Source organism: Pseudomonas sp. GCEP-101 (assembly GCF_025133575.1).
GTDB lineage: Bacteria > Pseudomonadota > Gammaproteobacteria > Pseudomonadales > Pseudomonadaceae > Pseudomonas > Pseudomonas nitroreducens_B.
Map to the genome: position 1 here is coordinate 3,459,591 of NZ_CP104011.1, position 23,215 is coordinate 3,482,805.

Below are 23,215 nucleotides of genomic sequence, written 5' to 3' on the forward strand. Positions count from 1 at the left end.
GCCGTCATGGCAAGAGTTCGTCACAAGCGCAAGCCGGTCGCGGAAATGAACGTGGTGCCCTACATCGACGTGATGTTGGTGCTGCTGGTCATTTTCATGGTGACCGCGCCCATGCTCAACCAGGGCGTCAAGGTCGACCTGCCCAAGGTTTCCAGCGAAGCGCTGCCGCAGGATAACGATTCCCGCGTGCTCACCATCTCCATCAAGGCCGACAAGACCTACTACTGGAACATGGGCTCCGAAGTGGACCCGGACCAGGGCAAGGCCAGCCAGACCGCCGTGTCGCTGGACCAACTGGTCAGCGCAGCCTCCGGCATCATGGCCGAGAACAGCCGCCAGGGTAAGAAGGTCCAGGTCTTCGTCCGTGGGGACAAGGCAGTCGACTACGGCTCGGTCATGGCCGTCATGGGCGGCCTGCAGAAAGCCGGGGTCGGCAACGTCGGTCTGATTACCGAGGCACCAGGTAATTGATGCACCAGCTCGAGCGTTCTCAATCGGAAGGCTACTTCTGGCCCACGGTCCTCGCCGTGGCGCTGCACGTCCTGATCTTCGCCATGTTGTTCGTCAGTTGGGCCAGCACGCCTGAGCTGCCGCCGTCACGGCCGATCGTCCAGGCCACCCTGTACCAGCTCAAGTCCAAGAGCCAGGCGACCCAGCAGACTAACCAGAAGATAGCCGGCGAGGCGAAGAAGACTGCGGCCAAGCAGTACGAGCAGGAGCAGCTCGAGCAGAAGAAGGCTGAGCAGCAGGCATTGGCTGCTGCGAAAGCCGAGGAACAAAAGAAGGCCGACGCGGCTCAAAAGGCTGCTGAGGCCGCCGAGAAGGCCGAGAAAGCCGCAGAAGCCGAGAAGGCCGCAGAAGCCAAGAAGGCAGACGACGCCAAGAAGGCGGCCGATGCCGCGGCAGCCGCCAAGAAGGCCGCTGAAGCGAAGGCTGCCGAGCAGAAGCAGCAGGCGGATATCGCCAAGAAGAAAGCCGAGGAAGAGGCCAAGAAAGAGGCCGCTGAAGAGGCGAAGAAGAAAGCTGCCGAGGAAGCCAAGAAGAAGGCCGCCGAGGACGCGAAGAAGAAAGCCGCCGCGGACGAAGCCAAGAAAAAGGCTGCCGCGGTCGAGGCTGCGAAGAAGAAGGCTGCCGCTGCAGCCGCCGCCGCAGCCCGCAAGGCAACGGAAGACAAGAAGGCCCAGGCCCTGGCTGAACTGCTGTCGGACACCCCGCAGCGGCAGCAGGCACTGGCCGACGAGCAAGGCAACGAGGTAGCGGGCAACTTCGACGATCTGATCGTCAGCCTGGTGAGCCAGCAATGGAACCGTCCGCCTTCAGCTCGCAATGGAATGAGCGTAGAAGTGCTGATTCAGATGCTGCCCAGCGGAGCCATCACCAACGTGAGCGTGACCCGCTCCAGCGGTGACAAGCCGTTCGACGATTCGGCCGTGGCTGCGGTCCGAAATGTGGGCCGTATTCCCGAACTGCAAAATCTGGATCGCGCCACTTTCGATAAGCTGTATCGTCAGCGCCGCATGGTCTTCAAACCGGAGGATTTAGATCTGTGAGTACCCTGATTCGCTTCGCGCTCTTCGCCCTGGCCCTGGTGGCCGGTGCAGCGCAGGCCGCCGACCCGCTGGTAATCTCCAGCGGCCGTGATTCGGCCGTCCCGATCGCCGTGGTCCCGTTTGGCTGGCAGGGTGGCAATGTGCTGCCCGAGGACATGTCGAACATCATCGGCAACGACCTGCGCAACTCCGGTTACTTCGAGCCGATCCCGCGCCAGAACATGATCAGCCAGCCGGCCCAGGCCAGCGAAGTGATCTACCGCGACTGGCAGGCCCTCGGCGCGCAGTACGTCCTGGTCGGCAGCATCGTGCCCAGCGGCGGCCGCCTGCAGATCCAGTACGCCCTGCTCAACGTGGCTACCCAGCAGCAGGTCCTGACCGGCAGCGTGGGCGGCACCACCGAGCAACTGCGCGACATGTCGCACTACATCGCCGACCAGTCGTTCGAGAAGCTCACCGGCATCAAGGGCGCGTTCTCCACCAAGCTGCTCTACGTGACCGCGGAGCGCTTCTCGGTGGACAACACCCGCTACACCCTGCAGCGTTCCGACTATGACGGCGCGCGCCCGGTGACCCTGCTGCAATCGCGCGAGCCGATCCTGTCGCCGCGTTTCTCGCCCGATGGCCGTCGCATTGCCTACGTCTCGTTCGAGCAGAAGCGTCCGCGCATCTTCATGCAGTACGTCGACACCGGTCGCCGCGAGCAGATCTCCAACTTCGAAGGCCTCAACGGCGCTCCGGCCTTCTCGCCGGACGGCAACCGCCTGGCCTTCGTGCTGTCGCGCGACGGCAACCCGGAGATCTACGTGATGGACCTGGGCAGCCGACAGCTGCGTCGCCTGACCAACAACTCGGCGATCGACACCGAACCCTTCTGGGGCGCGGACGGCTCGACCCTGTACTTCACCTCGGACCGTGGTGGCAAGCCGCAGATCTACAAGATGAACGTGAACTCGGGCGCCACCGACCGCGTGACCTTCATCGGCAACTACAACGCCAACCCGAAACTCTCGGCGGATGAGAAGACCCTGGTCATGGTTCACCGCCAGGACGGTTTCACCAACTTCCAGATCGCAGCGCAGGACCTTCAGCGCGGTAATCTCCGGGTACTTTCCAATACCAACCTGGATGACTCGCCCACTGTTGCGCCAAATGGCACGATGCTAATATACGCCACCCGCCAGCAGGACCGGGGCGTGTTGATGCTCGTGAGCATCAACGGACGTGTTCGGTTACCGCTACCCACCGCTCAAGGCGACGTGCGAGAGCCTTCCTGGTCCCCTTACCTGAACTGACGGTTGCCAACTGTTTCAAACTTATACACTGGGGTTCATTAGGAGTTACATGATGGAAATGCTGAAATTCGGCAAGTTTGCCGTTATCGCCCTCGCCATGGCTGTTGCCGTCGGCTGTTCGTCCAAGAAAGGCGATGCTACTGGCGAAGGCGCCAATGGCGGCGTTGATCCGAACGCTGGCTACGGCGCCAACAGCGGTGCCGTTGACGGCTCCCTGAGCGACGAAGCCGCTCTGCGCGCTATCACCACCTTCTACTTCGAGTACGACAGCTCCGACCTCAAGCCGGAAGCCATGCGTGCCCTGGACGTACACGCCAAGGACCTGAAAGGTTCCGGCCAGCGCGTAGTCCTGGAAGGTCACACTGACGAGCGCGGCACCCGCGAGTACAACATGGCTCTGGGCGAGCGTCGTGCTAAGGCCGTTCAGCGCTACCTGGTACTGCAGGGCGTTTCCCCGGCTCAGCTGGAACTGGTTTCCTACGGCAAAGAGCGTCCGGTTGCCACTGGCCACGACGAGCAGTCCTGGGCCCAGAACCGTCGCGTTGAGCTGAAGAAGTAAGACGTGATGCCGATGCGCCTGCGTTTTCTGACCTTGATCGCATGCGGACTGCCCCTGATGGCGGCAGCCGCGGTTCCGGTACAGGACGGCAATGGTGGCTATGCCAGCACGCCGCCCTCGGGTTATGGCACCGCAGGCGCTGATGGCGCCTACGCCGGAGGCGGGATGAATACTCCCGTCTCCGGTCAGGCTCAGCTGTTCATGCAGCTGCAGCAGATGCAGGACGAGCTGTCCCGTCTGCGCGGCATGCTCGAAGAGCAGCAGAACCAGATCCAACAGATGAAGCAGGAGAACCAGGAGCGCTTCCAGGACATCGACAGCCGCCTTTCCAGCGGTGCAGGTGCAGGAGCGGCCGGTGCTGCTGTTCAACAGGATTCCTCCGCTGTCGGCGCCAGTGCCGGAGCTGCCGCCGGAGCAGGCGTCGCCGCCGCCCAGCAACAGCAGCCTGCCGCCAGCAGCGAGCCGGGTGACCCGGCCAAAGAGAAGCTCTACTACGACGCCGCCTTCGACCTGATCAAGGCCAAGGACTTCGACAAGGCCAGCCAGGCCTTCGGCGCTTTTCTGCGCAAGTACCCGAGCAGCCAGTACTCTGGCAACGCGCAATACTGGCTCGGCGAAGTGAACCTTGCCAAGGGCGACCTGCAGGGCGCAGGCCAGGCTTTCGCCCGTGTCAGCCAGGCCTACCCGAGCAGCGCCAAGGTGCCGGATTCGCTGTACAAGCTCGCCGACGTCGAGCGTCGCCTGGGTAACTCCGACAAGGCCCGGGGCATTCTGCAGCAGGTCGTGGCCCAGTACCCGGGTACTTCCGCCGCACAGTTGTCGCAGCGTGATCTGAAGAATCTGAAGTAAGCTTCCGATACTGCTGTTTGAAAACCCGCGCTTGTCGCGGGTTTTTTCGTTAAAATCCCCGCCCCCGGAAATCGCCAGCGGTTTCAGCTCGGCTGATGTCTGCTGAGTTCCGGGCTTGCCGAGCGCCCACCCTGCGCTCACGACTTCAACGCAACGGAGGCGGATGGCCTGTATCGCCGTCACGCCCGTGGCTGATATGCAACAGACCCTGCGCATTACCGAGATTTTCTACTCGTTGCAGGGGGAAACGCGCACCGCCGGCTTGCCGACCGTGTTCGTACGCCTGACCGGCTGTCCCCTGCGCTGCAACTACTGCGATACCGCCTATGCCTTCAGTGGCGGTGAAATCCAGAGCCTTGATGCCATCCTCGAGCAGGTCGCGCAGTACCGTCCGCGCTACGTCTGCGTGACGGGAGGCGAGCCACTGGCCCAGCCGAACTGCATCCCGCTGCTCGAGCGCCTGTGCAATGCCGGTTACGAGGTTTCCCTGGAGACCAGCGGTGCGTTGGATATTTCCGAAACCGACCGTCGCGTCAGCCGAATTCTTGATCTGAAAACTCCGGGTTCCGGTGAGGTGGCGCGCAACCGCTACGAGAACATCGGCGAGCTCACCCCCAACGATCAGGTTAAGTTCGTCATCTGCTCCCGCGAGGACTATGACTGGGCCGTGTCCAAGCTGATCGAGTACCGCCTGGAGCACCGCGCTGGCGAGGTGCTGTTCTCGCCCAGCCACCGCCAGGTGGATGCGCGCGCGCTGGCGGACTGGATCGTCAGCGATAACCTGCCAGTACGCTTGCAGCTGCAACTGCACAAGATTCTCTGGAACGACGAGCCGGGCCACTGAGCGCGGAGGAGCCATTCATGTCCATCAAGAACTCCGGGAACCACCAGAAAGCCGTGATCCTGCTGTCAGGCGGCCTGGACTCCGCGACCGTGGTCGCCATGGCCAAGGCTGATGGCTACGACTGCTACACCATGAGCTTCGACTATGGTCAGCGTCACCGCGCCGAGTTGCAGGCTGCCGAACGCGTGGCGCGCCAGCAGGGCGTGATCGAGCACAAGGTGATCGGCCTGAACCTCAATGGCATCGGCGGTTCGGCGCTGACCGACAGCAGCATCGAGGTGCCGGAAGCGCCGAGCGAGGGCATTCCGGTGACCTACGTGCCGGCGCGCAACACGGTGTTCCTGTCCCTCGCGCTGGGGTGGGCCGAGGTGCTGGGCGCGCGGGATATCTTCATCGGCGTGAACGCCGTGGATTATTCCGGCTACCCGGACTGCCGCCCGGAGTTCGTCGAAGCCTTCGAGCGCATGGCCAACCTGGCGACCAAGGCTGGCGTGGAGGGCGAGGGTTTCCGCATCCAGGCGCCGCTGCAATTCCTCTCCAAGGCGCAGATCATCGAGGCGGGCATCGCCCAGGGCGTCGACTACAGCCTTACGGTTTCCTGCTATCAGGCCGATGAGGATGGGCGTGCCTGTGGCAAATGCGACAGCTGCCGGCTGCGTTCCGAAGGCTTTGCTGCCGCCGGGATTTCCGACCCAACGCGATATTTCTGAAAAAAAGTTTTCACGGGGTGTTGTTTTTACGTTAGAAATCAGTATTATACGCACCACGTCGGGTCGTTAGCTCAGTCGGTAGAGCAGTTGGCTTTTAACCAATTGGTCGTAGGTTCGAATCCTACACGACCCACCACCACATCCTGTGAAAGCCCCGTGATCGAAAGGTCACGGGGCTTTTGCCATGTGCCGGAAAAAGTCCGCCATACGGCCATCGACGGCGCGTCGCCGGCAAGGCGGTGGTGATAAAATCGCCCGCATAATCAGACCGTGCCTGTTGAGGTTTCCACACGATGTCCCAGATTTCCGAACGCCTGCTGGTCCAGGCCCATCTGGCGGCGAAGCAGCCGCGGGTGCTGAGCGCGCAGGAAGAAGCCGAGTACCGGGCGGCCATCGCGGCCGAGTTGAAGGCGCAGAACGCCGTGCTGGTCGCGCACTACTACTGCGACCCGGTCATCCAGGCGCTGGCCGAGGAAACCGGCGGCTGCGTTTCCGACTCGCTGGAAATGGCCCGCTTCGGCAACCAGCATTCGGCCCAGACCGTGGTGGTGGCCGGGGTTCGCTTCATGGGCGAAACCGCGAAGATCCTCAACCCGGAAAAGCGTGTGCTGATGCCGACCCTGGAGGCGACCTGCTCGCTGGACCTGGGCTGCCCGGTGGAAGAATTCTCTGCGTTCTGCGACCAGCATCCCGAGCGCACCGTGGTGGTCTACGCGAACACCTCGGCGGCGGTAAAGGCGCGCGCCGACTGGGTGGTGACCTCCAGTTGCGCCGTGGAAATCGTCGAGCACCTGATGGACAACGGCGAGCCGATCCTGTGGGCGCCGGACCAGCACCTGGGGCGTTATATCCAGCGTGAAACCGGCGCGGACATGCTGCTCTGGGACGGTGCCTGCATCGTTCACGAGGAGTTCAAGGCCAAGCAACTGGAAGACCTCAAGGCGGTCTACCCGGACGCCGCAATCCTGGTGCACCCGGAGTCGCCGGAAGCCGTCGTGGAACTGGCCGATGCGGTGGGTTCTACCAGCCAGTTGATCAAGGCGGCGCAGACGATGCCGAACAAGCGCTTCATCGTCGCCACTGACCGCGGCATCTTCTACAAGATGCAGCAGCTGTGCCCGGACAAGGAATTCATCGAGGCGCCCACCGCCGGTAATGGCGCGGCCTGCCGCAGTTGTGCGCATTGCCCGTGGATGGCCATGAACACCCTGGAGCGCACCCTGGCGTGCCTGAAAGAAGGCTCGGGAGAAATCTTCGTCGACCCGGCACTGATTCCCAAGGCGATCAAGCCGCTCAAGCGCATGCTCGACTTCACCCAGGCGGCGAAGCTGAAGCTGGCGGGCAATGCCTGATCGACTGCGTGAACGAAAAAGCCCGGCAGATGCCGGGCTTTTTCTTGGCTTTTTGTAGGAGCGAGCTTTCTCGCGAACCGCATGACACCGAAACCAGTGCGTTCGCGAGCAAGCTCACTCCTACGGGTTCCGCTCAGCGGCCCATCATCTCCTTGAGGATGCGTTCCTGTTCGCGGAACTCCTGCTGGCGGGCATCCAGGCGCGCGGCGAGGGTGAAGTTGCCGCCGGCGCGGCGCTTGGCGAAGTCCAGCTGCTCGATGGCCTGCTTGTAGTCGCCGGTCAGTGCGTAATATTCCGCGCGGGCCTGGTACACGCCAATGGCGTTGCCGCTGAGGGTGCAGGCGTCGGCCAGGCGGTTCCACACGTCCGGGTCCAGCGGGCGGCGCTGGGACAGCTTGAACAGCGTCTTCTCGGCGTCGGGCGCGCGGTTGGTCTTCATCATTAGGTCGGCGTTGGCCTGGATCAGCGGGTAGCTGTCCGGGTACTGGCCGAGCATCTTCTGTACCCGCGCCTGGGCGTCAGACAGCTTGTTGGCGGTGATATCCACGTCGGCCATCGCCAGGTTGTAGCTGATGTCGTTGGGCGCCTTGGCCAGCAGCTGCTGAAGGTTGCTCCGGGCTTCGTTGAGCTGGCCGATCTTGGTCTGCGACAGCGCCAGGCCATAGCGGGCGGCGTCGTTCTTCGGGTCTTCGTCAAGCTGGGCGCGGAACTGCTTGCTGGCCATGCCCGGCGTGTCCTCGAACATCTGCTGGACGCGCGCGCGCATCAGCTCGTAGCGCAGCGAGTCTTCCTTGCCGCCCTTGGGGTACTGCTCGGCGCGGTTGCGGGTGTCGGCGATACGCGATTCGGTGACCGGGTGGGTCAGCAGGAACTCCGGCGGCTTGCCCTCGTAGCGGTACTGGCGGGCCAGGCGTTCGAACATGTTGGGCATGGAGCGCGGGTCGTAACCGGCGCGAACCATCGTGGCGACGCCGACGCGGTCGGCTTCCTGCTCGTTCTGCCGGGAGAAGCGCAGCTGGTTCTGGATCGCCGCGGCCTGGGTACCGGCAATCGCGGCGATGCCGGCATCGCCGGCACCGGCCGCGGCGGCGACGATGCCCGCGAGCATGGCGGCCATCACCGGAATCTGCATGCGCTGCTGCGCTTCGATGCCACGGGCGAAGTGGCGTTGGCTCAGGTGGCCAAGTTCGTGCGCCAGTACGGCGATGTACTCGCCTTCGGTCTGGGCGTAGATGAACAGGCCGCCGTTCACACCCACCACGCCGCCCGGTGCGGCGAAGGCGTTGATCTGCTTGTCGCGGATCAGGATGAAGGCCAGGCGGTGGTCCTGCAGTTCGCTGGACTCGGCCAGGCGATAGACGCTGGACTCGACGTAGTCCTTGAGTTGCGGATCGTTGAGCGTGTCGACCTGGTTGCGCAGCATGCTCAGCCAGGCGCGGCCGAGCTGGAACTCCTGCTCCGGGGAGACGATGGACGAGCTGGCGTCCCCCAGTGAAGGCAGGTCGTCCGCCAGGGCCGGCGTGGCGAGGGCGATAGCGAGCGACAGCAGGGCAGGGCGGAGTACTTTCATGTACACGAGGCTCGTTCCGAGAAAGGCTCTACTTTAGCCGCAGGCTAACGCCTATGCCTAGTTTGCAGGTCGCAAGTGCGGCGCAATTCAAAACGGGTATTTCCCCGTTGTCGTCCTTTTTAAAACCTGAGGCTGACGGCCGGATTAACGAATCGCTGATTCGACGGGCCTGGTTACTTTTCCAACGCTTTCGGTATTCTTGGGCGCCCTCACCGGAGTTCGTTTCGATGTCCGATTCCACGCCATCCGTCCCCGTCTGTGACGCGGAGCTGGACGCCAGCGGTCTCAATTGTCCGTTGCCGCTGCTCAAGGCCAAGCTCGAGCTGAACCGTCTGCCCAGCGGCGCGGTGCTCAAGGTGACCGCCACCGACGCTGGCTCCCAGCGTGACTTCCGCGTTTTCGCCGATCTGGCCGGGCACTCGCTGCTGCATGAAGAGGTCGAAGCCGGCGTCTATCGCTACTGGCTGCGCAAGAAGTAGCCTCCGATCGCGGGTAACCGCGACGTTATCCCTTTCGTTTCGCAGGTTCGTTGATGCTCAAGGTTTTGCAGGACTGGATGCAGCGCTATTTCTCCGATGAGGAGGCGATAGTGCTGGCGGTCATTCTCGGGCTGGGATTCACCGTCATCCTGGCCTTTGGCGGGATGCTCGCGCCGGTGCTGGCGGCGATGGTCATCGCCTTCCTCATCCAGGGCATGGTTGGCGTGCTGGAGCGATTGCGCGTACCGCATCTGTTCGCGGTGTGGCTGGTGTATTCGCTGTTTCTCGGCCTGCTCGCGGTGTTCCTGCTGGTGCTGGTGCCGCTGCTGTGGAAGCAGTTGTTCACCCTGTTCAACGAGTTGCCCGGCATGCTCGGCGAATGGCAGGCGACCCTGCTGATGCTGCCCGAGCGCTACCCGGACATGGTCACCGAGGAGCAGGTACTGCGCACCGTCGAGGCGGCGCGCAACGAGTTGGGCCAGCTCGGCCAGTGGGCGCTGACCTTCTCCCTGTCGGGCCTGCCGGTGGTGGTCAACGTCATGATCTACCTGGTGCTGGTGCCGATCCTGGTGTTCTTCTTCCTCAAGGATCGCCGGCGCTTCTACCACTGGTTCCGCCGCTACCTGCCCCGCGAACGCGGGCTGATGAAGCAGGTGTGGAACGAGATGAACCAGCAGATCGCCAACTACATCCGGGGCAAGGTCATCGAGATCTTCATCACCGGCGTGGCGACCTACATCGCCTTCGCGGTGCTGGGCCTGAACTACGCGGCGCTGCTGGCCCTGCTGGTCGGCCTGTCGGTGGTGGTGCCTTACATCGGCGCGGTGGTGGTCACTGTGCCGGTGGCGATGATCGGGCTGTTCCAGTGGGGCTGGAGCGACCAGTTCATCTACCTGATGGCCGCCCACGCGATCATCCAGGCGCTGGATGGCAACGTGCTGGTGCCGCTGCTGTTCTCCGAAGCGGTGAACCTGCACCCGGTGGCGATCATCTGCGCGGTGCTGCTGTTCGGCGGGCTGTGGGGCTTCTGGGGCGTGTTCTTCGCCATCCCGCTGGCGACCCTGGTGAAAGCGGTGCTCGATGCCTGGCCGCGACAGCCGGCCGCGCAGCCGCAGGTCAGCCCGATGATGTGAATGCGTTCCGGGATCGAAAAAGAAAAAGGCCGCTGATCAGCGGCCTTTTTCGTCTGCGGCGCGGCTGCCGCCGGGTTCGACTGCTCAGCCGTTGAGTGCCTGGGCCGCGGCGAGCACGGCATCCACATGGCCCGGCACTTTCACGCCGCGCCACTCCTGGCGCAGCACGCCCTGGGCATCGATGAGGAAGGTGCTGCGGTCCACGCCCAGGTATTCCTTGCCGTAGAGCTTCTTCAGCTTGATCACGTCGAACAGCTGGCAGACGGCTTCATCCTTGTCGCTGATCAGCTCGAAGGGGAAGCACTGCTTGGCCTTGAAGTTCTCGTGGGACTTGATGCCATCGCGGGACACGCCGAACACCAGGGTGTTGACCTGGGCGAAGTCCTCGATCTTGTCGCGGAAGCCCTGGCCTTCGGTGGTGCAGCCGGGGGTACTGTCCTTGGGGTAGAAGTACAGGACGATCTGCTTGCCCTTGAATGCGGACAGGCGGAATTCGACGCCGCTGGTGGCCGGCGCCTGGAAGTCGGCAACGGGCTGGTTCAATTCGACTGCCATGGGGACGTTCTCCTTGAGAGCCGTCTTACGGATGCTGCGGGCGCCAGGGTTCGATCAGCGCGTCCAGGTTCAGTGCATCGGCGAAATCGAGGAACTGATCGCGCAGCCAGCTGATCTGCGTGCCGGCCGGCAGGGTCACGGTGATGGTGGCGTTGAGCATGCTGGTGTTGGTGTGCGGCGCCTGGTAGGTGTCGCAGGTGAGGTTCTCCAGCTCGATGTTGTGATCGATGAAGAACTGGCACAGCTCGTTGAGGATGTCCGGACGATAGACGGCGCTGACGTACGCCACGTAGGGCAGGGCCTGGGCGCGGGTGACGTGGACATTGCTGCGGGTGACGCTGAGGGTGAAGCCGTGGCGCTTGGCCAGCGGCGACAGGCCGCCTTCCAGGCGGGCCAGGGCATCCCAGCTGCCGGAGACCTGCAGGATCAGCGCGCTGAACTCGCCGTGACGGGTCAGGCGGCTGCTGACCACCGAGCAACGGTTGTCGACGCAGGTGCGGCACAGCACGCTGGTCAACTCCATCGGGTTCGGGCCCAGAGCACTGATCAGAAGGAATTGTTCACGAGGGTGAGAGGTGGACATGCAGCTTTCCTGGGAATGGCGGCCAACCGGGCCGCATCGACAAAGGAGGAAGGGTAGCGAAAAGCGCCGATGAGGGGAATGTCTGGCCGCTCGCGGGTCGCTGCGTCACCTTGTGCGTGGCCGGTGGCGACAGTACCATTACGGCTTTCTTTTTCCGGCAGGAGCGGTTGCATGATTGCGGGCAGTATGGTGGCGCTGGTCACCCCCTTCGATGCTCAGGGTCGACTGGATTGGGACAGCCTCGCGAAGCTGGTGGACTTCCACCTGCAGGAAGGTACCAACGCCATCGTAGCGGTCGGCACCACGGGTGAATCGGCCACTCTGGACGTGAACGAACACCTGGACGTGATCCGTCGCGTGGTCGACCAGGTCAACGGCCGCATCCCGGTCATCGCCGGCACCGGCGCCAACTCCACCCGCGAAGCCGTCGAGCTGACCGAGGCTGCCAAGTCCGGCGGCGCCGATGCCTGCCTGCTGGTGACCCCGTACTACAACAAGCCGACCCAGGAAGGCCTGTACCAGCACTTCCGCCACATCGCCGAAGCCGTGGCCATCCCGCAGATCCTCTACAACGTGCCGGGCCGCACCGCCTGCGACATGCTGCCCGAGACCGTCGAGCGCCTGTCCAAGGTGCCGAACATCGTCGGCATCAAGGAAGCCACCGGCGACCTGCAGCGCGGCAAGGAAGTACTGGACCGCGTCGGCAAGGATTTCCTCGTCTACTCCGGTGACGACGCCACTGCCGTCGAGCTGATGCTGATGGGCGGCAAGGGCAACATCTCGGTGACCGCCAACGTCGCCCCGCGCGCCATGAGCGACCTGTGCGCCGCCGCCATGCGTGGCGATGCCGCCGCCGCCCGCGCCATCAACGATCGCCTGATGCCGCTGCACAAGGCACTGTTCATCGAATCCAACCCCATCCCGGTCAAGTTCGCCCTGCACGAAATGGGGCTGATTCCAGAGGGCATCCGCCTGCCCCTGACCTGGCTCAGCCCGCGCTGCCACGAACCGCTGCGTCAGGCCATGCGCCAGACCGGCGTCCTGGCTTAAGGAGCCCCCTCGCATGAAGCGACTGGCAGGACTGACTGCGCTCGCCCTGGTTATCGGCAACACCTCCGGCTGCGGCTGGCTGTGGGGCCCGGAAGGCTACTTCCGCGACCGTGGCGACGATTACCTGAACGCCCGCGAAACCGCACCGATGAAGGTGCCCGAAGGCCTGCAGAGCAAGCCGCTCGACCCGCTGCTGCCGATTCCCATGAACGTCGCCACCAGCACCGAGAAGGAAGGCGAGTTCGAAGTGCCGCGCCCGCAACCGCTGGCCGGCTCCGGTGAAGTCAGCGACTTCAGCCTGCAGAAGAGTGGCGACTCGCGCTGGCTGGTTGCCCAGCGTCCGCCGGCCGAAGTCTGGCCGGTCGCTCACCAGTTCTTCCAGGACAACGGCTTCTCCATCGCCAACGAGCGTCCGCAGACCGGCGAGTTCAGCACCAACTGGCAGCCGCTGTCGCAGCTCTCCGCGCCCCTGGCGCGTCGCCTGAGCAGCCGTGTGTCGGGCGTCGAGCCTGACAGCGAAGCGCGCGTTCGCGTGCGCATCGAGCCGGGCGTGCAGACCAACACCAGCGAAGTCTACGTACTGAGTGAAACCCGTCCGGCCGGCAGCACCGCCAGCGGTGACTGGCCGACCAAGCCGGCCGTGCCGAGCCTGGATGCCGCGCTGCTCGATGAAATGATCGCCAGCATGGCCACCAGTGCCGAGAAGGGCGGCTCCGTCTCCCTGCTCGCCGCGCACTCGGACTACGACACCCCCGGCGCCGTCCAGCTGAACAAGGACGGCAGCGGCAACCCGGTGCTCACCGTCGACTCCGACTTCGACCGCGCCTGGGTCAGCGTAGGCCGTGCCCTGGATCGCGCCGACATCCGCGTCGACGACCTCAATCGCAGCCTGGGCGTGTACTACGTCAACATCGCCGAAGGCGCGAAGAAGAAGGACGAAGACAAGCCTGGCTTCTTCAGCCGCCTGTTCGGCGGTGGCGAGAAGACCAAGGAAGAAGAGGACGCCAAGGCCCAGCGCTACCAGGTTCGCCTGACCAGCGTGAGCAACACCGTCCAGATCACCGTCGACAAAGACATCAACACCTCCGCACCGGCTGACGTGGCGCAGGGCGTGTTGGAGAAACTCCAGGAGAGTATGCGGAATGCACTTCGCGGTCCTGGGGAGCGGAAGCCGGGGCAATTCGGCCTTGGTGAGCAGTTCTGACACCCGGATACTGATCGACTGCGGTTTTCCGCTGCGTGAAACCATCCGCCGTCTGGCGCGCCTGGGCGTAGAGCCCGGGCAGCTGGACGCGGTACTGGTCACGCACGAACACTCCGATCACATCAACGGCGTCGAACTGCTGGCCCGGCACCATCGAATACCCGTGTACCTCAGCGCCGGTACCCTGCAGGGAATGCGCAAGCCGGCGACACCAGCGGGGCTGCTCAAATGCGGCGACCGCCTGGTACTGAAAGACCTGGAAGTCACTGCGGTGAGCGTCTCCCACGATGCGCGGGAGCCCCTGCAGTACGTGTTTTCCGATGGCCGGAAGCGCTTTGGCCAGCTCACCGATCTGGGAGCCGCCACGGCGCAGGTGCTGGAATGCTATCGTGGCCTCGATGCGTTGATCATCGAAGCGAATCACGATACCGACATGCTGGCCCGCGGTCCGTATCCCTACCCACTCAAGGTCCGTGTAGGCGGCCAGTGGGGACATTTGAACAACCGGCAGGCCGCCGAACTGGTGGCCCAGCTGGGCTGGGGAAGCCTGCAGCACCTGGTGCTGGCGCATCTCAGCGAAAAGAACAACTCGCCGCAGCTGGCCCGGCAAAGCTTCGTCGACACCCTCGGGTGCGACCCGGACTGGCTGCAGGTAGCCGATCAGCATTCTGGACTCGACTGGCGCACCATCGCCTGAGCCCACCCCTTAAACAAGCGGAGCCCATCATGGAAAAACGCGAAGAACTCTATCGCGGCAAGGCCAAGTCGGTTTACACCACCGACGACGCCGACCGCCTCGTCCTGCTGTTCCGCAACGACACCTCGGCGTTCGACGGCAAGCGCATCGAGCAACTCGACCGCAAAGGCATGGTGAACAACAAGTTCAACGCCTTCATCATGCAGAAGCTCGAAGCCGCCGGCATCCCGACCCAGTTCGACGCCCTGCTGTCGGACAACGAAGTGCTGGTCAAGAAGCTCGCCATGATTCCGGTCGAGTGCGTCGTGCGCAACTACGCCGCCGGCAGCCTGGTGCGCCGCCTGGGCGTCGAAGAGGGCCTGCAGCTCACCCCGCCGACCTTCGAACTGTTCCTGAAGAACGACGCCCTGGGCGACCCGTTCATCAACGAATCCCACGTCCAGGCCTTCGGCTGGGCGACCCTGGAGCAACTGGCCGAAATGAAGGCTTATTCCTTCAAGGTCAATGAAGTGCTGAGCAAGCTGTTCGACGACGCCGGCCTGCTGCTGGTGGACTTCAAGCTCGAGTTCGGCCTGTTCCACGGCAAGATCGTCCTCGGCGACGAGTTCAGCCCGGACGGCTGCCGCCTGTGGGACAAGGAAACCCGCAAGAAGATGGACAAGGACCGCTTCCGCCAGGGCCTGGGCGACGTCATCGAAGCCTACGAAGAAGTGGCTCACCGCCTCGGCGTACCGCTCTGATCCGACGAGCGCACGCAAGCGCCTGATACCACGCAAAAAAATCCGAAAACAAAGCTTCGCGTTCGGACTTCAAGCTGGTATCATGCGCGCCGCACGGAGAGATGCCGGAGTGGTCGAACGGGACGGATTCGAAATCCGTTGAGTCAGCAATGGCTCCTAGGGTTCAAATCCCTATCTCTCCGCCATTACATATGGCCAGAACCCCTGAAATGCCTAGCGTTTCAGGGGTTTTGTCTTTTCTGCGTCGTGAAATTCCCCGCCCTGCGCTCCCTCACCCGCAATACCCATCCATCTTCTGCCGATTCCCTTCCGTGGGATTGGCCTGGTACTGCTGGCGCCAGAACTGGCACGGCGCGCTGTTGAAGCGTTTTTCCTGCTCCGACTTCTCTATCTGACGATTCTGTTGCTCCTGCACCGTCTGCTGTCGTTCGAGGTAGCGCTGGAACATTTCTTCCTGGCTGCGCGGCGGCGGTGGAGCGACGGGCGCAGGCGCAACGGGTGGGACGAGGCGGGTGGCGAGGCCAGGCGGCAGCGTGGGCCAGGCCAGCCAGGCCGTGGCGGCGACGGCCAGGCAGCCGAGCCAGATGCCCGCGGCGATGGCGAGGGTGAGTTTCCAGAAACCGAGGGTGGGTTGTTGTGACATGGGGGCAGGCTTTGCTTGGCGAAGCGCCACTGATAACCCATGGCAGCCCTGAGGGAAAGAGGCAGGCCCGCGGCGCCGTGGCGTCGCGGGCGGTGGATCATTTCGGCGCGGCGGCGGATTCGTACGCTTCGAGGGCGCGCAGGGAATAGATGTAGGCGGCGCCGGCATTGAGGGAGATGGCGGTGGCCAGGGTCTGGGCGATCTCGGCTTCGGTGGCGCCGGCCTTGCGCGCGGCTTCGGCGTGGACGCCGATGCAGCCGTCGCAGCGGGTGGTAATGGCCACGGCGATGGCGATCAGCTCGCGGGTCTTGGCGTCCAGGGCGTCGCCGTCCGCGGCGGCGGCTTCCAGGGCCTGGTAGGCAGCGATCATCTTCGGGTGTTTCTTGCCCAGGGCGCCGAAGGCTTTTTTCACGGCAGGGACATACTCGGACCAATTGAACAGCATGATGCTTCTCCTTGAGGCCGGGAGGGGATGAGGTGTGGCCTTGAAGCTTAGCCTGCGTCAGCCGGCGCGTCGGGTATTGTCTGTTTCGCTCAGATTTTTCATCGATGCGCGCGATGGCCCGCGGCGCGCTCAGTAGGCGTCGAGGATTTCGTAGCGTTGGCGCGCGTTGCCGGCACCGACTTCCACCTCGTCGCCGGGATGGCGATGAAGCAGGGCGTTGCCCAGTGGTGCGCGGGTGGTGATGACGAGGACGTCAATGCCGTCGTATTGCACCTTGAGGCCGGCGCCGTCCGGGCCGATGAAGACCCAGCGCTGCTGCTCCTGCTCGTTGACCAATTGCACCAGGGCACTGGTCTGGATGCCCATTTCTTCATCGAAATCGCGCAGCTGCAGGTTTTCGAACAGCGACAGCGCCTGGCGGATTTCCTCGACGCGGCGCGATTGGCCGGCGGCGAGGTAGGCCGCTTCCAGGCCGAGGGTGTCGTACTTGTTCTCGGCGATGTTCTCCTCGTGGGTTGCCGTCTCGTGGGCGGTCTGGGCGGCGCGTACGGCGATGTCCAGGTCTTCGGCGAGGCGGGCGAGGATCAGTTGGTAAGCGCGTTTCTTGTCCATGGCGGCGGGCTGCAAATAAAGGCGTCTATCCTAGGGCGTTTGCGCAGGCGTGCGAAGGCGCTTTCAAGCTTTTGCTCCGGCGGCCGATAGAACGGCTGAATTCCCGGAACAAAGGACATCCGGCATGAGCCTTTCCATCAACCCCTCCATCCAGACATTTGCCAGCCAGTTGCGCGTGGCTGGCGAAACCACTGCGTCGGCAGGCGCGACCCAGAGCGGCAGCGCCACCGACAGTCCGCGTCTGCAAACCAGCGCCGCTGCGGCCGGCGGCAAGAGCCAGCAAAGCTCGGGAAGCACCGCCAGCACGGCGGTCGAGCAGTTGCAGAAGCGCCTGAAGGAGTTGCAGAAGCAGTTGCAGCAGGAACAGCGCGAGCTGGCCGAGGCGCAGCAGCGCCATTACGCCTCGGATGCCGAGCGCACCGCTGCGCTGATGTCCGTGCAGAGCCGCATCGCCAGTACCAGTGCGGCAATGCAGCAGACCGCCGCGGCGTTGGCCGATGCCATCCGCCGGGCCGGTGGCAGTGGCGCTGGCTCAATGGTCAGCGCCAGCGCCTGAGGCGCATCAGTAGCCGCTGAGGATGTTGACGATCACACCGCTGGCGATGGCCACCAGAATGTAGTCACCGTTGACGTACAGCCAGCGATGGTCGCGCGGCGGGGCGTACAGGTGGCGGGCATTCCAGTCGGTGACCCAGTAGCGGTCGCCGCGATAGACCGGCTCCACGACGACACCGCGGCGCCAGTCGCGATGGGGCACCGGCAAGCCGGGCTGCGGCCGGTAATCCGGATTGCGGTAGCCGTGGTCGTAGTGCTCGCCGTGTCGGCCTTGCGCAGGGTAGTTGCCCTGCGGGCCGCGCGGCGGCTGCTGACGTTGCTGCTGTTGCGGCCCGCGGTTGTCCTGCCAGTTCGGGCCGTTGTCCGGGCCGGGGCCGGGCTGGGCGAAACTGGCCAGCGGGCTGCCGAGCATCAGGGCGGCACAGAGTAGGGCGACGGACTTCTTCATGGTGTTCTCCTGGCGCAACCGGCGGTGCGGTGCGTGTTGCCATTTTCAAGTCCCGGACAATCCGGGTACTTCATGAGACCTCGCCGTTGCGTCAAGGAGTGCCAAGGCCAAGTAAATGTCCGGTAAAGAGTTTTCCCGATTTGTCAGCCTGCCGATACACAGCGCTCAGGGTGCCTCCCGGTTTCTTCTGTTTTGTGTGTTTGCGGCATTTGATGATATGTTTGCGGTAAATGCACTGGATGGAGTTCTGTCATGAGCGCTCTGCTGAGGGAAAACCCGGCTGCCGATGCCGTATTGGCCAAGGCGGTGCTGACTGCCCGCGAGCACCTGGCGATGACCCAGCAGCAGCTGGCCGCCATCGTCGGCGTGGACCGCAGCGCGGTGAGCCGCTGGAAGCAGAACGGCCTGCGTGTGGACAGCAAGACCGGCGAACTGGCGCTGTTGCTGGTGCGCATCTACCGTGCGTTGTTCGCCCTGTTCGGTGGCAACCATGAGGACATGCGTCACTTCCTGTGTACCGAGAACCGCCACCTGGGCGGCGTGCCGCTGCAGTTGATGGAGCAGGTACAAGGGCTGGTCGCGGTGGTCGAGTATCTGGACGCCATTCGGGGCAAGGTCTGAATGTCCTTCGCCGCCGGTGCCCGGCTCTGGGCGAACTACGAGGATTCGGTCGTCGCCCCCATGCGCGGGCGTCTGGTGCGCCTGGTGGAAAGCCAGGGCCAGGTGGCCACGCTGCAACTGGTGGACACCCTGGAGGAACAGGCCCTGCTCGAGGAGTTGCTGGAAACCAGCAAGCCACGCATGCCGCCGCCCGCCGAGCCGCTGCATTACCTGCTGAAGACGCCGTTCCGCTATCCGCCGCTGCGCTGGGGTTCGCGCTTCGGCCGCCGGCATGAGCCGAGCCTGTTCTACGGTGCGCTGAAGCTGGAAACCGCCATGGCCGAGTCGGCGTTCTACCGCTTCGTGCTGTGGGAGGGCATGGCGACGCCGCCGCCCAGCGGGCGAATCCTGTCCGAGCACGCATCTTTCGAGGCGCGCTTCCAGGTGCAGAAGGGTGTGCGCCTGCACTTGCCGCCCTTCCGTGAACACGCGGCCCTGACCGATCCGCAGGATTACAGCGTGACCCAGGGGCTGGGCAGCGCGATGCGCGAAGCGGGCATCGAAGCGTTCGAGTATCGCTCGGCACGCTGTCCCCAGGGCGGGATCAACGTGGCGCTGTTCGTGCCCTCGGCCTTCACCGAGAAGCGCCCGCGCAACCTCATGCCCTGGCTGTGCGAAACCACTGCGGAGTACGTCGCCTTCAAGCATGCCCAGGTGCCCGACAGCCCGCGACTGTACCGGCGCGAACAGTACTTGGTGAATGGCAGGCTGCCGCATCCGGCCTGACCGTTCATCGTCTGCCACTGTCGCCTGGCGGTGGGCGGTGTATGTTGCGGGATGGCCAAGCAGGGAGCGCCAGACCATGGATATACGGATAGCCGTCCATCCCAGCGACCATCGTCGCTGGCGCGTGTACCTCAACCAGTTCTTCTACGACTGCAGCAGCCGCAGCGCGGCCGAGCGCATGTATGCGCGGGTCTGTGCCGCCGAGCAGCAAGCGATCCAGCTTCCCGAACCACCGCGTATTGTCCGGCCGCAGCGTATGCCGCGCCGCCAGGTGCAGATTGCCTGACATTCACCGGTAGTGGCGGGGGAGCGGGAGCTTCCCGTGTCCGGTTGAATGCACTGTCTGCCTGAGAACACTTCCTATCCACTGCCCTGAAACGGGGCGGTCGGCTGCTGCGTGGCGCGCACTTGTGCACAATGCTGACGCACTCTGTCAAGCCCTCGGAACATTGCACATCGCCACCCCACAAATTTCCTTGCGTTTTTTAACTTGTTGAAAAATAAGGGAAATTTTGATTGGTGAAAAAATCACCAATCTGTCACATGGCCCCAGTTCACTGGGGGTATGGACGGTTTTCAGCAAGTTCTCCACTGAGTTATCCACAGCTTCTGTGGATTGTCCCGAGCGCTTGCTCAGGAGCCTTGTTCCAGGGCCTTTACAGTGGACGAAGGCTCTTCGGGTGGGTGACTGATAGACTGGCGCGATCGATTGCCACACCTCGGAGTCCTGCATGCCCCTCGATCTGACCGCCCTGTTGCTCGGTGCGCTTGCCGGTCTGCTGCCCATGGCGGCGCTTGCCTGGCGCTTGCAGGCGCGCAGGCTGGCGGTGGAGCAGGAGGCCGGCCTGCTGCGCGAACGGTTGGCCACGGCGCAACTGGCGCAGGACGGACTCAGCGCCCAGGCCGAGGCGGACCGCGAGGCCTTCCAGCGCCTGAGCGGCCGGCATAACGAACTGTCCGCCGAGGCCGCCGCGCTGCGTCGGGAAATCGAGTTGAACAAGCAGGCGCTGGCCCGCCTGGATAATGCCGAGCAGGACTGGCAGGCCGAGCGCGCCGACAAGGAGGCCGAACTGCGCCGCCTTTCCGCCGAGCACGCGGCGTTGTCCGCCGAGTTGCGTGAGCAGCAGGACCATCACCAGCAGCGCCTGGGCGACCTGCAAGCCGCCAAGGAGGACTTGCGCGCCCAATTCGCCGAGTTGGCCGGGAAGATCTTCGACGAGCGCGAGCAGCGCTTTGCCGAGTCCAGCCAGCAACGCCTGGGGCAGTTGCTCGACCCGCTCAAGGAGCGTATCCAGTCCTTCGAGAAGCGTGTGGAGGAGAGCTACCAGGCCGAGGCCCGCGAGCGTTTTTCTCTGACCAAGGAGTTGGAGCGCCTGCAGCAGTTGAACCTGCGCCTGGGCGAGGAGGCCACCAACCTTACCCGCGCACTGAAGGGCCAGAAGACCCAGGGCAACTGGGGCGAGCTGGTGCTCGAACGCGTGCTGGAGCATGCCGGCCTGGAAAAGGGCCGCGAGTACGAAACCCAGGTCAGCCTGCGCGCGCCGGATGGCGAGCGCTTCCAGCCGGACGTGCTGATCCGCCTGCCCGGCGACAAGCAGGTGGTGGTGGATGCCAAGGTCAGCCTGACGGCCTATCAGCAGTTCATCGCAGCCGAGGACGAGGTGATTCGCCAGCAGGCCCTCAAGGCCCATGTGCTGTCGCTGCGCAATCACGTGAAAGGGCTTTCCGGGAAGGATTACCGCCGCCTCGAAGGCCTGCACAGCCTCGATTTCGTGTTGCTGTTCATGCCGGTGGAAGCGGCCTTCTCGGCGGCGCTGCAGGCCGAGCCGAACCTGTTCCAGGAGGCCTTCGAGCGCAACATCGTGATCGTCAGCCCGACCACGCTGCTGGCGACGCTGCGGGTGATCGACAGCCTGTGGCGCCAGGAGCGGCAGAACCAGAACGCCCGGGAAATCGCCGAGCGCGCCGGGGCGCTGTACGACAAGTTCGTGTTGTTCGTGCAGGACCTCGACGAGATGGGCACGCGCCTGCAGCAGCTGGACAAGGCCTATGCCGCCGCGCGCAACAAGCTCAGCGAAGGGCGCGGCAACCTGATCAGCCGTGCCGAGCAGGTCAAGCTGCTGGGCGCGCGGGCCAGCAAGAGCCTGCCGACGGATTGGCTGGAGCGCGCGTTGAGCGATGATTCGCCGGTGGTGGAAGAGGGCGAGTAACGCTGCGTTTGTGTAGAGACGAGGATCCTTTCTGGCAGCTTTGTGCCTGCGTCTCTCCCTCACCCCAGCCCTCTCCCAGAGGGAGAGGGGGCAGATCGTGCCGGCTGATGCTGTGGTTTCATCCTGCACCGAACGGTCCCCTCTCCCTCTGGGAGAGGGTGAGGGCCGACCCGAACGCGGGACTATCGGGCAATCGGGCCAGGCCCGCGAATGCGCGCAGGGCGCGCTCCTTGAAGAGTCTGCCGGTGGAATCGACGTTTCGGGAAATGCCGGTTCGCGAGCAAGCTCGCTCCTACGTAGAGCGAAGCGCCTACTTTCAGAATAACGAGTAGGGCTTGCCCGCCGTCCCATCGGCGAAGCGCCGCAGGCGGAAGGCGTGCAGGTCCATGCCCGGCTCGCCCGTGTGAATCCACTGGCTCATCAACTGGCCGACGATGGGCCCCATGGCGAAGCCGTGGCCGCAGAAGCCGGTGGCGACCAGCAGGCCGGGCACCTCAGGCGGTGCGTCGAGCACCGGGATACCGTCGGGCAGCACGTCGATCAGGCCGGCCCAGCTTTCCACCACCTTCACCTCGCGCAGCGCCGGGAATGCCCTGGCCAGGTTGCGCTGTGCCTGGAACACGCGTGAGGTGTTCGCCTTCACCTGCGGATCGCGCTCGCCGAGCAGCGGGCCGTTCACGCTGCGTTCAGAACCGGGCAGGCGCTGGCGCAGGTCGTGGAGGAACGCGCCGTTGAGCTTGAGGGAAAAGCCCGCGCGGTGCTCCGGAAGGTGCGGCAGGTAGTGACGGGCCCCACGCAGATAATCGAGGTTCAGGTCGATATCGGCCTGGGTTTCGTCCGCCAGGTTGAGGCTGCCATCGGCGCGCTGGCGCAAGCCAATACCGTGGCCGATGAAGCTCTGTGCGCCGATGTCCGGGCCCGGGCTGGTGCGCGAGACCGTGCAGCGCACGGCCTGCTGCGGAAGCGGCAGCCCGAGGCTTTCCACCAGGCGCCAGCTGCTGGCGCCGGCGCAGACCAGCAATTGGCGAGTCTTCACATAACCACGTTCGGTCTGCACGCCGCAGATGGCGCCGGCCGCACGGTCGATGCCGGTGACGCCGCAGCCTTCGACGAACACCGCGCCGCGCTCGATGGCGCGCAGCGCGAAGGCGGGGGCGACACGGCGAGGCTCGGCCTGGCCGTCGTTGGCGGTATACAGGGCGCCGCGTGCGGGGTCGCTCAGTGCCGGCATCAGTTGCGCGACCTCCGCGCGGCCCAGCAGCCGGGTGCCGAGGCCGAAGTTGGCGGCGACCTTCAGCCAGTCCTCGTACTTGTGCTGCTGCTCCGGCGTTTCGGCCAGGTACAGGCAGCCGCCCTGGCGCCATTCCAGCGGCAGTTGCAGCTGTTCTTCCAGACGCTCCCACAGGGAAATCGCGGCCATCATCAGCGGCACTTCCGCCGGGTCGCGCGCCTGCTGGCGGACGAAACCCCAGGCGCGGGTGGACTGCTGGCTGGCGAGGCCGGCCTTGTCCAGCACCAGCACGCTCAGGCCCAGGCCGGCGAGGTACCAGGCGGTGGCGCAACCCATGATGCCGCTGCCGGCGATGACCACCTCCACCTGCTCGGGCAGGCGTTCCACGCGGGCGGCGAGGGCGGGGTAAAGCGGGTAGGTTCCCATCGGCATACGGCGGCATCCCTGAGTCGAATAACGGATGCCGCAGTATGCGATCGACGCGCGCCGCGCATCCACTGCGCGGGCGCGCCGGC

At 64.4% G+C, this 23,215-nt stretch carries 27 protein-coding genes and 2 tRNA genes; 21 read left to right on the plus strand and 8 right to left on the minus strand.

The annotated features are described in order from the left end of the window. The first annotated feature begins 6 nt into the window (after nt 1–6). The 9 genes from tolR (at nt 7) to nadA (ending at nt 7,159) form a co-directional block, all read left to right on the plus strand. Nucleotides 7–471 carry a protein TolR gene (gene tolR / locus N0B71_RS15900; protein ID WP_259753508.1) on the plus strand — a complete coding sequence of 155 codons (465 nt, stop codon included), beginning with the start codon at nt 7–9 and terminating at the stop codon, nt 469–471. Continuing rightward, nucleotides 468–1,550, plus strand: a complete 1,083-nt coding sequence (gene tolA / locus N0B71_RS15905; RefSeq protein ID WP_259753509.1) for a cell envelope integrity protein TolA — start codon at nt 468–470, stop codon at nt 1,548–1,550. The genes tolR and tolA overlap by 4 nt, the downstream gene beginning before the upstream one ends. Continuing rightward, nucleotides 1,547–2,845 (plus strand): Tol-Pal system beta propeller repeat protein TolB, encoded by a 1,299-nt coding sequence (tolB, locus tag N0B71_RS15910; protein WP_259753510.1) that lies wholly within the window; start codon nt 1,547–1,549, stop codon nt 2,843–2,845. The genes tolA and tolB overlap by 4 nt, the downstream gene beginning before the upstream one ends. A gap of 52 nt (nt 2,846–2,897) precedes the next feature. Then, on the plus strand, nt 2,898–3,404 hold the full coding sequence (gene pal / locus N0B71_RS15915; RefSeq protein ID WP_017522099.1) for a peptidoglycan-associated lipoprotein Pal: 507 nt from the start codon (nt 2,898–2,900) through the stop codon (nt 3,402–3,404). Between the two features lie 6 nt (nt 3,405–3,410). Next, nucleotides 3,411–4,253, plus strand: coding sequence for a tol-pal system protein YbgF (gene ybgF / locus N0B71_RS15920; protein WP_259753511.1), 843 nt, complete (start codon nt 3,411–3,413; stop codon nt 4,251–4,253). Nucleotides 4,254–4,449: 196 nt separating this feature from the next. Continuing rightward, nucleotides 4,450–5,097 carry a 7-carboxy-7-deazaguanine synthase QueE gene (queE, locus tag N0B71_RS15925; RefSeq protein WP_259753512.1) on the plus strand — a complete coding sequence of 216 codons (648 nt, stop codon included), beginning with the start codon at nt 4,450–4,452 and terminating at the stop codon, nt 5,095–5,097. 17 nt (nt 5,098–5,114) lie between these two features. Next, nucleotides 5,115–5,807, plus strand: a complete 693-nt coding sequence (gene queC, locus N0B71_RS15930) for a 7-cyano-7-deazaguanine synthase QueC (RefSeq protein ID WP_259753513.1) — start codon at nt 5,115–5,117, stop codon at nt 5,805–5,807. A gap of 60 nt (nt 5,808–5,867) precedes the next feature. After that, nucleotides 5,868–5,943 (plus strand) — tRNA-Lys (locus tag N0B71_RS15935). A gap of 157 nt (nt 5,944–6,100) precedes the next feature. Continuing rightward, complete coding sequence (nadA, locus tag N0B71_RS15940; RefSeq protein WP_259753514.1) at nt 6,101–7,159, plus strand: quinolinate synthase NadA; 1,059 nt, start codon at nt 6,101–6,103, stop codon at nt 7,157–7,159. A 133-nt stretch (nt 7,160–7,292) separates the two neighbouring features. On the opposite strand, the gene N0B71_RS15945 is transcribed toward nadA, so the two are convergent. Continuing rightward, nucleotides 7,293–8,729, minus strand: coding sequence for a M48 family metalloprotease (locus N0B71_RS15945; protein ID WP_259753515.1), 1,437 nt, complete (start codon nt 8,727–8,729; stop codon nt 7,293–7,295). A gap of 227 nt (nt 8,730–8,956) precedes the next feature. Between N0B71_RS15945 and N0B71_RS15950 the strand changes: the two genes are divergently transcribed. Both N0B71_RS15950 and N0B71_RS15955 read left to right on the plus strand, forming a co-directional pair. Beyond that, entirely contained in the window at nt 8,957–9,208 is a 252-nt protein-coding gene (locus N0B71_RS15950; RefSeq protein WP_259753516.1) for a sulfurtransferase TusA family protein, read from the plus strand. Nucleotides 9,209–9,261: 53 nt separating this feature from the next. Further along, complete coding sequence (locus N0B71_RS15955) at nt 9,262–10,341, plus strand: AI-2E family transporter (RefSeq protein ID WP_259753517.1); 1,080 nt, start codon at nt 9,262–9,264, stop codon at nt 10,339–10,341. An 84-nt stretch (nt 10,342–10,425) separates the two neighbouring features. On the opposite strand, the gene N0B71_RS15960 is transcribed toward N0B71_RS15955, so the two are convergent. Both N0B71_RS15960 and N0B71_RS15965 read right to left on the minus strand, forming a co-directional pair. After that, nucleotides 10,426–10,896 (minus strand): peroxiredoxin, encoded by a 471-nt coding sequence (locus N0B71_RS15960; RefSeq protein WP_259753518.1) that lies wholly within the window; start codon nt 10,894–10,896, stop codon nt 10,426–10,428. 25 nt (nt 10,897–10,921) lie between these two features. Then, nucleotides 10,922–11,479, minus strand: a complete 558-nt coding sequence (locus tag N0B71_RS15965; RefSeq protein WP_259753519.1) for a glycine cleavage system protein R — start codon at nt 11,477–11,479, stop codon at nt 10,922–10,924. Nucleotides 11,480–11,650: 171 nt separating this feature from the next. On the opposite strand from N0B71_RS15965, the gene dapA reads away from it, so the two are divergent. The 5 genes from dapA (at nt 11,651) to N0B71_RS15990 (ending at nt 15,355) form a co-directional block, all read left to right on the plus strand. After that, a complete protein-coding gene (dapA, locus tag N0B71_RS15970) occupies nt 11,651–12,529 on the plus strand; it encodes a 4-hydroxy-tetrahydrodipicolinate synthase (RefSeq protein WP_259753520.1) in 879 nt (292 codons plus the stop codon). A 13-nt stretch (nt 12,530–12,542) separates the two neighbouring features. Next, nucleotides 12,543–13,733 carry an outer membrane protein assembly factor BamC gene (gene bamC / locus N0B71_RS15975; RefSeq protein WP_259753521.1) on the plus strand — a complete coding sequence of 397 codons (1,191 nt, stop codon included), beginning with the start codon at nt 12,543–12,545 and terminating at the stop codon, nt 13,731–13,733. After that, nucleotides 13,672–14,430: an MBL fold metallo-hydrolase gene (locus tag N0B71_RS15980; RefSeq protein WP_259753522.1), complete on the plus strand. Its 759-nt coding sequence runs from the start codon at nt 13,672–13,674 to the stop codon at nt 14,428–14,430. The genes bamC and N0B71_RS15980 overlap by 62 nt, the downstream gene beginning before the upstream one ends. Nucleotides 14,431–14,459: 29 nt before the next feature. Continuing rightward, on the plus strand, nt 14,460–15,170 hold the full coding sequence (gene purC, locus N0B71_RS15985; protein WP_038803299.1) for a phosphoribosylaminoimidazolesuccinocarboxamide synthase: 711 nt from the start codon (nt 14,460–14,462) through the stop codon (nt 15,168–15,170). Nucleotides 15,171–15,265: 95 nt separating this feature from the next. Beyond that, nucleotides 15,266–15,355: transfer RNA gene (locus N0B71_RS15990), tRNA-Ser, on the plus strand. An 86-nt stretch (nt 15,356–15,441) separates the two neighbouring features. Here N0B71_RS15990 and N0B71_RS15995 read toward each other — a convergent pair. The 3 genes from N0B71_RS15995 to N0B71_RS16005 form a co-directional block, all read right to left on the minus strand. Further along, entirely contained in the window at nt 15,442–15,813 is a 372-nt protein-coding gene (locus tag N0B71_RS15995; RefSeq protein ID WP_259753523.1) for a hypothetical protein, read from the minus strand. Nucleotides 15,814–15,910: 97 nt separating this feature from the next. Continuing rightward, on the minus strand, nt 15,911–16,258 hold the full coding sequence (locus N0B71_RS16000; protein WP_017522075.1) for a carboxymuconolactone decarboxylase family protein: 348 nt from the start codon (nt 16,256–16,258) through the stop codon (nt 15,911–15,913). Between the two features lie 129 nt (nt 16,259–16,387). Beyond that, nucleotides 16,388–16,870 carry a GreA/GreB family elongation factor gene (locus tag N0B71_RS16005; protein ID WP_259753524.1) on the minus strand — a complete coding sequence of 161 codons (483 nt, stop codon included), beginning with the start codon at nt 16,868–16,870 and terminating at the stop codon, nt 16,388–16,390. A 124-nt stretch (nt 16,871–16,994) separates the two neighbouring features. On the opposite strand from N0B71_RS16005, the gene N0B71_RS16010 reads away from it, so the two are divergent. Then, nucleotides 16,995–17,426 carry a hypothetical protein gene (locus N0B71_RS16010; RefSeq protein WP_259753526.1) on the plus strand — a complete coding sequence of 144 codons (432 nt, stop codon included), beginning with the start codon at nt 16,995–16,997 and terminating at the stop codon, nt 17,424–17,426. 6 nt (nt 17,427–17,432) lie between these two features. Here the strand turns inward: N0B71_RS16010 and N0B71_RS16015 are convergent, their stop codons facing one another. Continuing rightward, a complete protein-coding gene (locus N0B71_RS16015; RefSeq protein ID WP_259753527.1) occupies nt 17,433–17,873 on the minus strand; it encodes an RcnB family protein in 441 nt (146 codons plus the stop codon). 252 nt (nt 17,874–18,125) lie between these two features. Here N0B71_RS16015 and N0B71_RS16020 point away from each other — a divergent pair, with 252 nt between their 5' ends. From N0B71_RS16020 to rmuC, 4 genes are all read left to right on the plus strand, one after another. Then, the gene (locus tag N0B71_RS16020; RefSeq protein WP_259753529.1) at nt 18,126–18,494 is read left to right on the plus strand and encodes an MbcA/ParS/Xre antitoxin family protein; all 369 of its coding nucleotides are present in this window, start codon (nt 18,126–18,128) and stop codon (nt 18,492–18,494) included. Continuing rightward, a complete protein-coding gene (locus N0B71_RS16025; protein ID WP_259753531.1) occupies nt 18,495–19,259 on the plus strand; it encodes an RES family NAD+ phosphorylase in 765 nt (254 codons plus the stop codon). It abuts the gene before it with no gap. Between the two features lie 76 nt (nt 19,260–19,335). Beyond that, on the plus strand, nt 19,336–19,545 hold the full coding sequence (locus tag N0B71_RS16030; protein ID WP_259753533.1) for a hypothetical protein: 210 nt from the start codon (nt 19,336–19,338) through the stop codon (nt 19,543–19,545). A gap of 559 nt (nt 19,546–20,104) precedes the next feature. Then, a complete protein-coding gene (rmuC, locus tag N0B71_RS16035) occupies nt 20,105–21,469 on the plus strand; it encodes a DNA recombination protein RmuC (protein ID WP_259759584.1) in 1,365 nt (454 codons plus the stop codon). A gap of 316 nt (nt 21,470–21,785) precedes the next feature. On the opposite strand, the gene N0B71_RS16040 is transcribed toward rmuC, so the two are convergent. Continuing rightward, the gene (locus tag N0B71_RS16040) at nt 21,786–23,132 is read right to left on the minus strand and encodes an NAD(P)/FAD-dependent oxidoreductase (RefSeq protein ID WP_259753535.1); all 1,347 of its coding nucleotides are present in this window, start codon (nt 23,130–23,132) and stop codon (nt 21,786–21,788) included. Nucleotides 23,133–23,215: the final 83 nt, after the last annotated feature.

Excerpts from the sequence above, each read along its gene's own strand:
- tolR (WP_259753508.1), top strand. The coding sequence starts at position 7 with ATGGCAAGAGTTCGTCACAAGCGCAAGCCGGTCGCGGAAATGAACGTG.
- pal (WP_017522099.1), top strand. The coding sequence starts at position 2,898 with ATGGAAATGCTGAAATTCGGCAAGTTTGCCGTTATCGCCCTCGCCATG.
- ybgF (WP_259753511.1), top strand. The coding sequence starts at position 3,411 with ATGCCGATGCGCCTGCGTTTTCTGACCTTGATCGCATGCGGACTGCCC.
- queE (WP_259753512.1), top strand. The coding sequence starts at position 4,450 with ATGCAACAGACCCTGCGCATTACCGAGATTTTCTACTCGTTGCAGGGG.
- queC (WP_259753513.1), top strand. The coding sequence starts at position 5,115 with ATGTCCATCAAGAACTCCGGGAACCACCAGAAAGCCGTGATCCTGCTG.
- nadA (WP_259753514.1), top strand. The coding sequence starts at position 6,101 with ATGTCCCAGATTTCCGAACGCCTGCTGGTCCAGGCCCATCTGGCGGCG.
- N0B71_RS15945 (WP_259753515.1), bottom strand. The coding sequence starts at position 8,729 with ATGAAAGTACTCCGCCCTGCCCTGCTGTCGCTCGCTATCGCCCTCGCC.
- N0B71_RS15950 (WP_259753516.1), top strand. The coding sequence starts at position 8,957 with ATGTCCGATTCCACGCCATCCGTCCCCGTCTGTGACGCGGAGCTGGAC.
- N0B71_RS15955 (WP_259753517.1), top strand. The coding sequence starts at position 9,262 with ATGCTCAAGGTTTTGCAGGACTGGATGCAGCGCTATTTCTCCGATGAG.
- N0B71_RS15960 (WP_259753518.1), bottom strand. The coding sequence starts at position 10,896 with ATGGCAGTCGAATTGAACCAGCCCGTTGCCGACTTCCAGGCGCCGGCC.
- N0B71_RS15965 (WP_259753519.1), bottom strand. The coding sequence starts at position 11,479 with ATGTCCACCTCTCACCCTCGTGAACAATTCCTTCTGATCAGTGCTCTG.
- dapA (WP_259753520.1), top strand. The coding sequence starts at position 11,651 with ATGATTGCGGGCAGTATGGTGGCGCTGGTCACCCCCTTCGATGCTCAG.
- bamC (WP_259753521.1), top strand. The coding sequence starts at position 12,543 with ATGAAGCGACTGGCAGGACTGACTGCGCTCGCCCTGGTTATCGGCAAC.
- N0B71_RS15980 (WP_259753522.1), top strand. The coding sequence starts at position 13,672 with ATGCACTTCGCGGTCCTGGGGAGCGGAAGCCGGGGCAATTCGGCCTTG.
- purC (WP_038803299.1), top strand. The coding sequence starts at position 14,460 with ATGGAAAAACGCGAAGAACTCTATCGCGGCAAGGCCAAGTCGGTTTAC.
- N0B71_RS15995 (WP_259753523.1), bottom strand. The coding sequence starts at position 15,813 with ATGTCACAACAACCCACCCTCGGTTTCTGGAAACTCACCCTCGCCATC.
- N0B71_RS16000 (WP_017522075.1), bottom strand. The coding sequence starts at position 16,258 with ATGCTGTTCAATTGGTCCGAGTATGTCCCTGCCGTGAAAAAAGCCTTC.
- N0B71_RS16005 (WP_259753524.1), bottom strand. The coding sequence starts at position 16,870 with ATGGACAAGAAACGCGCTTACCAACTGATCCTCGCCCGCCTCGCCGAA.
- N0B71_RS16010 (WP_259753526.1), top strand. The coding sequence starts at position 16,995 with ATGAGCCTTTCCATCAACCCCTCCATCCAGACATTTGCCAGCCAGTTG.
- N0B71_RS16015 (WP_259753527.1), bottom strand. The coding sequence starts at position 17,873 with ATGAAGAAGTCCGTCGCCCTACTCTGTGCCGCCCTGATGCTCGGCAGC.
- N0B71_RS16020 (WP_259753529.1), top strand. The coding sequence starts at position 18,126 with ATGAGCGCTCTGCTGAGGGAAAACCCGGCTGCCGATGCCGTATTGGCC.
- N0B71_RS16025 (WP_259753531.1), top strand. The coding sequence starts at position 18,495 with ATGTCCTTCGCCGCCGGTGCCCGGCTCTGGGCGAACTACGAGGATTCG.
- N0B71_RS16030 (WP_259753533.1), top strand. The coding sequence starts at position 19,336 with ATGGATATACGGATAGCCGTCCATCCCAGCGACCATCGTCGCTGGCGC.
- N0B71_RS16040 (WP_259753535.1), bottom strand. The coding sequence starts at position 23,132 with ATGCCGATGGGAACCTACCCGCTTTACCCCGCCCTCGCCGCCCGCGTG.